This is a genomic window from Pseudomonas sp. GW460-LB5 (assembly GCF_059423245.1).
The window spans coordinates 78,540-85,461 of the sequence record NZ_JBWKXT010000022.1; the positions used below are offsets into that span (position 1 = coordinate 78,540).

Consider the following 6,922-nt stretch of genomic DNA (forward strand, 5'->3'; position numbering starts at 1 on the left):
ACCACACAGTGTTCCACCCTGGTATGAACGAAGACCTTGCCGCAACCTCGATCTGGGGTACGCAGCAGGTCAATTTGTTCGAAGGTGCCATGTATGATGGCGTATTCGGCATGTGGTACGGCAAGGGCCCCGGCGTAGACCGTTGCGGTGATGTTTTCCGCCACGCGAACGCAGCTGGCACATCAAAATTTGGGGGTGTATTGGCCATTGCAGGCGATGACCATGGCGCCCGCTCCTCTTCCCTTCCCCACCAGACCGAGCACATTTTCAAGGCAGTGATGATGCCGGTGTTGGCGCCCTCCGGCGTACAGGAGTACCTCGACTATGGCATGCATGGTTGGGCCATGTCGCGCTACTCAGGCTGCTGGGTCGCCCTCAAGGCTGTGGCGGACACTGTTGAAAGCGCGGCCGTCGTCGATATCGACATTCATCGCGTACAGCCTGTAATCCCGACCATTGCGTTGCCTGAAGGGGGTCTGAACATCCGCTGGCCCGACCCACCACTGGCCCAGGAACAGCGCCTGCTGGAGCATAAGCTGTATGCCGCCCTGGCGTATGCCCGAGCCAACCGCCTCGATCGCATTGTCATGGATTCGCCGAATGCACGAATTGGCATTGTCACTTCGGGAAAGTCCTATCTCGACGTATGCCAGGCCCTGCGCATCCTTGGGATCGACGAAACACAAGCGCAAAAAATCGGTCTGCGCCTTTACAAGGTCGGCATGGTCTGGCCGCTGGAAGCTGAAGGTGTGCGACAGTTCGCCGAAGGTCTGGAAGAGATTGTGGTGGTGGAAGAAAAGCGCCACATGATCGAGTACCAACTCAAGGAAGAGCTCTACAACTGGCGTGAGGACGTACGTCCGCGTATCGTTGGCAAGTTCGACGACAAGGGTGAATGGAGCCTGCCGCACACCGATTGGCTGCTGCCGGCTATAAATGACCTGACGCCGGCGATGATCGCACGAGCCCTGGCCAAGCGAATCCTGCGCCTGCACCCAGGCGGTTCGCTTCAAATGCGCCTAGCCCTTTTGGAAGCGCAGCTGGCGTGCAAAGGCCAGTTCAGCAACCTGATGGAACGCGTGCCGCACTACTGCTCTGGCTGTCCGCACAACAACTCGACCAAGGTGCCGCAAGGTAGCCGCGCGCTGGCCGGTATCGGCTGCCATTACATGGCCGCCTGGATCTACCCGCAAACCCAAACTTTCAGCCAAATGGGTGGCGAAGGTGTGGCCTGGATCGGCCAAGCGCCGTTTACCACCACCCAACACGTCTTCGCCAACTTGGGTGACGGTACTTACTTCCACTCCGGTATTCTCGCTATTCGTGCCGCCATCGCGGCAAAGGCGCAAATTACCTACAAGATTCTCTACAACGATGCCGTTGCCATGACAGGCGGGCAGCCAGTGGACGGCAGCCTCAGCGTGGCACAAATCAGCCGCCAACTGGCTGCAGAGGGCGTTCAGCGCTTAGTGGTGGTCAGTGACGATGTTGAGAAGTACAAGGGCACTGATGATCTGGCCCAAAGTGTCCCGGTAGTACGCCGCGACAAGATGGACGAGGTCCAGGAGCAATTGCGCCAGTTCCAGGGAGTGTCGGCAATCATCTATGACCAGACCTGCGCAGCGGAGAAGCGCAGGCGTCGAAAGCGCGGCAAGTTCCCCGACCCGGCACGTCGAGTGGTGATCAACGAAGCGGTATGTGAAGGCTGTGGCGACTGCAGCAGCAAGTCCAACTGCATGTCGGTGGTGGCGGTGGACACAGAGTACGGCCGCAAGCGCGAGATCGACCAATCTTCGTGCAACAAGGACTTCACTTGCCTGAACGGCTTTTGCCCAAGCTTTGTCACCGTCGAAGGCGGAACGCTGCGCAAGCCACAGGCCCTGGCAGCCAAGGCCGACGATGACTGGGACTTGCCCGCTCCGTCGGTCGTCGCCCTCGAAGAGCCATACAGCATTCTGGTGACCGGTGTGGGCGGCACTGGTGTAGTAACCATAGGTGCCTTACTGGGCATGGCGGCATTTATCGAAGGTAAGGGAACGCTTAACCTCGACATGGCTGGCATGGCACAAAAAGGCGGCGCCGTCTGGTCCCACATTCGCATCGCTGCCCGCCAGGATCAGTTGTTCGCCCCGCGGATCGCCGAAGGTGAAGCAGCCTTGTTGTTGGGTTGCGATCTGGTTGTCAGTGCCAACACCGAAACGTTATCCAAGTTGCGCCAAGGTGTGACGCACGCTCTGGTCAACAGCGAGCAAAGCATTACCAGTGCGTTCGTGCGTACCTTTGCTCTGCAGGCGCAAAGCGGTGATCTGGCCAGCCACCCTGACCCGCAATTCCATACGCAAGGCATGTCAGCGCAAATAGCCGAAACCGTTGGCGCAGCGCGGGCGGACTTTGTCGACGCAAGCAAAATTGCCACGACTCTGATGGGCGATTCAATCGCTACAAATACCTTCATGCTGGGCTATGCCTATCAGAAAGGCTGGTTGCCGGTCGGCGAAGAGGCGCTGGAACAGGCCATCGAGTTGAATGGCACCGCGGTAGCCTTCAACCTGGCAGCCTTCGCCTGGGGCCGACGCAGTGCCCACGATTTGCCACGGGTACTTAGCATTGTGGAAGCCGGCAAAAAGCAAAGCGCCGACCGCATACTTTCGCAAAACCTGGAAGAAATGGTTAAGCGGCGTATGAGCGTCCTGACGCAATATCAGAATAAAGCCTATGCCCAGCGTTACCGGCAACGCGTAGAGCAGTTTATGGAGGCCGAAACTCGGCTGCTGGGCCAGCCGGACGAGCTGTCCAAAAGCGTTGCCCGCCACTACTTCAAGGTCCTGGCAATCAAAGATGAATACGAAGTAGCCCGACTGTTCAGCAACGGCGACTTTCTGACAAAGATCCAGTCAACGTTCGAAGGCAACTACCGCCTGCGTTTCCACCTGGCACCGCCGCTGCTCAACGATAACAGCATTAGCAAAGAACCCAAAAAACGCTGCTACGGGCCTTGGATGCTGCAAGGCTTCAAGCTGCTGGCCAAACTCAAGATACTGCGCAACAGCTGGCTCGATCCGTTCGGCCATACCCATGAGCGCAGGGTCGAGCGTAACTGGTTGCGTAACTATGAAAGCATTCTGGATGAAGTGTTCGCAGGCCTGCGCAGCGACAACCTGCAACTAGCCCGCGAGCTGCTGGAGCTGCCAAACAGCGTGCGCGGTTACGGGCCAGTGAAAGAGCGCTTTCTACATCATGCCCACCAGCGTCAAGCGCTGTTACTGGAGCAATGGCGTAATGGCTCGACTGCACAGTTTCACGACGCCAGCCAAGCCACCGACAAAATTTCTATAATTCAACTCTAAACAGGGACAACAATGAACGAGGAACTGACCCGAAACTATCGCGAAATTCTGCAGGGCATTGGCGAAAACCCGCAGCGCGAGGGCTTGTTGGACACTCCAAGACGCGCCGCTAAAGCCATGCAGTACCTGTGCCATGGCTATCAGCAAAGCCTTGAGCAGATCGTCAACGGCGCACTGTTCGACTCGGACAACGACGAGATGGTCATCGTCCGTGATATCGAATTGTATTCGCTGTGCGAGCACCACCTGTTGCCGTTCATTGGCAAGGCGCACGTTGCCTATATCCCCACAGGCAAAGTGCTGGGGCTGTCGAAAGTGGCGCGTATAGTCGATATGTTTGCTCGCAGACTGCAGATTCAGGAAAACCTGACCCGCCAGGTTGCCGAAGCGATTGCCCAAGTTACCCATGCCGCCGGTGTGGCGGTAGTGATCGAGGCGAAACATATGTGCATGATGATGCGCGGTGTGGAAAAGCAAAACTCGGTAATGAGCACCTCGGTCATGCTCGGATGCATGCGCGACTCGTATAACACTCGCCAAGAGTTCCTACAACTGATTCGTAACCGTTAGCTCTCACTGATTTTGTGGGGAGCGGCGCATGCGCCGCTCCCCACAAAATCAGATTTAGGGATTCTCCGATCAAGTCAGCACAGGCCATCTGACCTGTGCTGAAATAGCCCTCCGTCCAACTGCCTTCTACAAGCCCGCCATCCCATGAGCCAGATGAGCTTTTCCGATTTCGAGTATGCCGGTAAGCGCAAGCAAACCCGTCGCGAGCGTTTCCTGGCCGAGATGGAACAGGTGGTTCCGTGGAGCGGGTTAGCGGCATTGATCGAGCCTCACTACCCAAAGGCTGGTGGTGGCCGCAAGCCGTATCCACTGGAAATCATGCTGCGCATTCACCTGCTGCAGAACTGGTTCTCGTTGAGCGATCCAGCCATGGAAGAGGCGCTGTACGAGATCACCTCGATGCGCCAGTTCGCTCGGCTGACGCTCAGCGCTCCGATCCCCGAAGACACGACAATCATGAATTTCCGGCACCTGCTTGAGAAGCATCAGTTGGCGGCGGGCATTCTGGAAACCATCAACAATTACCTGCGAGACAAGGGCCTGTCGTTGCACCAGGGCACCATCGTCGACGCCACCATCATCCACGCACCCAGTTCGACCAAGAACAAGGAAGGTAAACGCGATCCCGAGATGCATCAGACGAAGAAAGGTAACCAATATTTCTTTGGCATGAAGGCGCATATCGGTGCAGATGCCGAGTCGGGTCTGGTGCACCACGTCCACGGCACAGCGGCGAATGTGGCCGATGTAACGGAGGTCGCTCACCTGTTGCATGGCGATGAAAATGTTATCTGTGCCGACGCGGGTTATACCGGTGTGGAGAAGCGGCCGGAGCATGAAGAAAGGCCGGTGATCTGGCAGATTGCGGCTCGTCGTAGCACCTACAAGCGCTTGAGCAAACGCAGCATGCTCTACAAAGCCAGACGCAAGATCGAGAAGGTCAAAGCGCAGGCGCGAGCGAAGGTCGAACACCCATTCCGTGTGATCAAGCGCCAATTCGGCTATGTGAAAACCCGCTTCCGTGGCTTGGCCAAGAACACGGCGCAACTGACCACGCTGTTTGCCCTGTCGAATCTGTGGATGGTGCGCCGGCAATTATTGCCGGCGGCAGGAGAGGTGCGCCCGTGAGGGCAGAAAACCAAGGCTATGCCTTGGTTTTCCAATAATCTGCGGCTGAAAATCGGTCTTTTCGGCGTCCCCAAGCCGCCCATTTCCGGCTGATGGGCAACTTGTTCGGAGTTTCCTTAGAAGCGGAAGCGACTCACCGCCAGGCTCAGTTCCTCCGAAAACTCACGCAGTGATACCACCGCTCCAGAAACTTGACGTGTAATCGCATCTCCTTCCCCAGCCATACGGGCAATGTGCTCGATGTGCTCCGCGATCCCTCGCCCGCCCTCGCTTTGCACACTCACCGCATCAGCGATCTGGTCTACACCTTTAGTCGAGTTCCCAACTAGGTCCGCAGCTTGCTGCAAAGTGCTCTCCAGTTCGCTCAATAGCCTGCCACTGTCATCCAGTGCCACAGTGCCTGCATGCAGAGCGTCGCCAACCGCCTCGGACTGGCCTTCAAGGTTAACTGTCAAATCATTGATTGAATTGGCCGCTTGGGCCGAGCGTTGCGCTAACTGACGCACTTCATCTGCTACCACACTGAAGCCGCGCCCACTTTCACCTGCCCGCGCCGCCTCGATCGCCGCATTGAGCGCCAGCAAGTTGGTTTGTGCAGAGAGATCCTTGACCTGGGTGATACTGGCGGTAATCGCCGAGGTGCTTTCGACAAAAGCACCTACCGAGCCGCGAATCGCTAAGAATGCCAGCCGTACGCTGTCGATGTTTTCGAGTAGACGCGACAGCGCCAAGTGTCCGTCCTGCGTGCCTCGCAAGCTAGCCTCGGCCGAACCTCGCAGGCTCTGGGCATGGTTGGAGATGGCGGCAATACTGGCGCTCATCTGCTCGATGGTCATCGATACTACCCCAACCGCACCGGTCTGTGCTGAGGAGCTCTCGGCCACCTGCGCCGAGGCGCCTACCAGCGTCTCAGCCGATGCACTGACCGAGGCGGCTACCACGGCAACCTGACGCATCGCCTGCTGGAAACTGTCAATTAGTTCATTGAACGCCTGCGCAGTGTGAGCGATCTCGTCGCCACCGATCAAGCGCACTCGGTACGTCAGATCACCGTCTCGCAACCTGATCGATGCCTGCTCGATTTCCCGGATGGGGCGCAAGATCTGCCCTCGTAACAAAAGACTGACCAGCAATGCCAGAACACTGGCGGCCAGTGACACCACTATTAGCATCTTTGACACCTGACGCTGCGAAGCATCGGCCGCGGCAAACGCATTAGAAGTCAGTTGCGCTTGCATCGCTAATAGGCGGTTGAACTTCGCTTGCAAGCCGTCGCTGTCGGCGCGTATCCGTCCTAACAACGAAGTAGCCTGAGTCTGATCTTTTAAGGCTGTACGCTGAAATTCATCCAGACCCTGGGTAACAACAGCAGCCTGTTCCTGCACCGCTTGATAGAGTGCTTTTTCGTCGTCACCCAAGCGTGTCTCACGAGCCCCATTGGCAAGGCCGGCACGCATATCGTCGACACTAGATCGTATGTCCTCGAAGTAGGACTCCAGTTCCTCCTGTGCCGTCCTCCCACCTGATTCAAGTATGCGTGAGCCCGTGGCATAGGCACCTACAATCGCCGCCTGCAAGGCAGTCGTAGTGTCCAAAACCTGTCGATATTGCTGAAAGCGCAACTGTTGAATTTCTTTGATCACTGCCTGCTGCCTAGCCAGCCCGTAATAGGCCATAGTGGAGACAAACAGTAAGCCAAGCACGAACAAGATGGGCAACACTAGAAGCTTAGCGCCTATGGAGCATTTCTGTGCAAAGAGCATGAGCAATGACCGTTCTTCTTGTAATGATGAGGCCTATGGATGGTCTGAAATAGCCGGAAATTTTCCGGCTATCGAGCAGCCAACACATCAAAAAACGACGTACGTTGAAACCTG

General features: G+C 56.9%; 4 protein-coding genes. 3 read left to right on the forward strand and 1 reads right to left on the reverse strand.

What is annotated here, in order from left to right; all coding sequences use genetic code 11:
• Window positions 1-23 precede the first annotated feature (23 nt).
• From AC07XM_RS15345 to AC07XM_RS15355, 3 genes are all read left to right on the forward strand, one after another.
• Window positions 24-3,347 (forward strand): indolepyruvate ferredoxin oxidoreductase family protein, encoded by a 3,324-nt coding sequence (locus tag AC07XM_RS15345; RefSeq protein WP_256596990.1) that lies wholly within the window; start codon window positions 24-26, stop codon window positions 3,345-3,347.
• A gap of 12 nt (window positions 3,348-3,359) precedes the next feature.
• On the forward strand, window positions 3,360-3,917 hold the full coding sequence (folE, locus tag AC07XM_RS15350; protein ID WP_046785888.1) for a GTP cyclohydrolase I FolE: 558 nt from the start codon (window positions 3,360-3,362) through the stop codon (window positions 3,915-3,917).
• Window positions 3,918-4,061: 144 nt separating this feature from the next.
• On the forward strand, window positions 4,062-5,045 hold the full coding sequence (locus AC07XM_RS15355) for an IS5 family transposase (RefSeq protein ID WP_102690261.1): 984 nt from the start codon (window positions 4,062-4,064) through the stop codon (window positions 5,043-5,045).
• A gap of 116 nt (window positions 5,046-5,161) precedes the next feature.
• Here AC07XM_RS15355 and AC07XM_RS15360 read toward each other — a convergent pair whose 3' ends face one another.
• Window positions 5,162-6,808, reverse strand: a complete 1,647-nt coding sequence (locus AC07XM_RS15360) for a methyl-accepting chemotaxis protein (RefSeq protein ID WP_086974750.1) — start codon at window positions 6,806-6,808, stop codon at window positions 5,162-5,164.
• Between the last annotated feature and the right edge of the window lie 114 nt (window positions 6,809-6,922).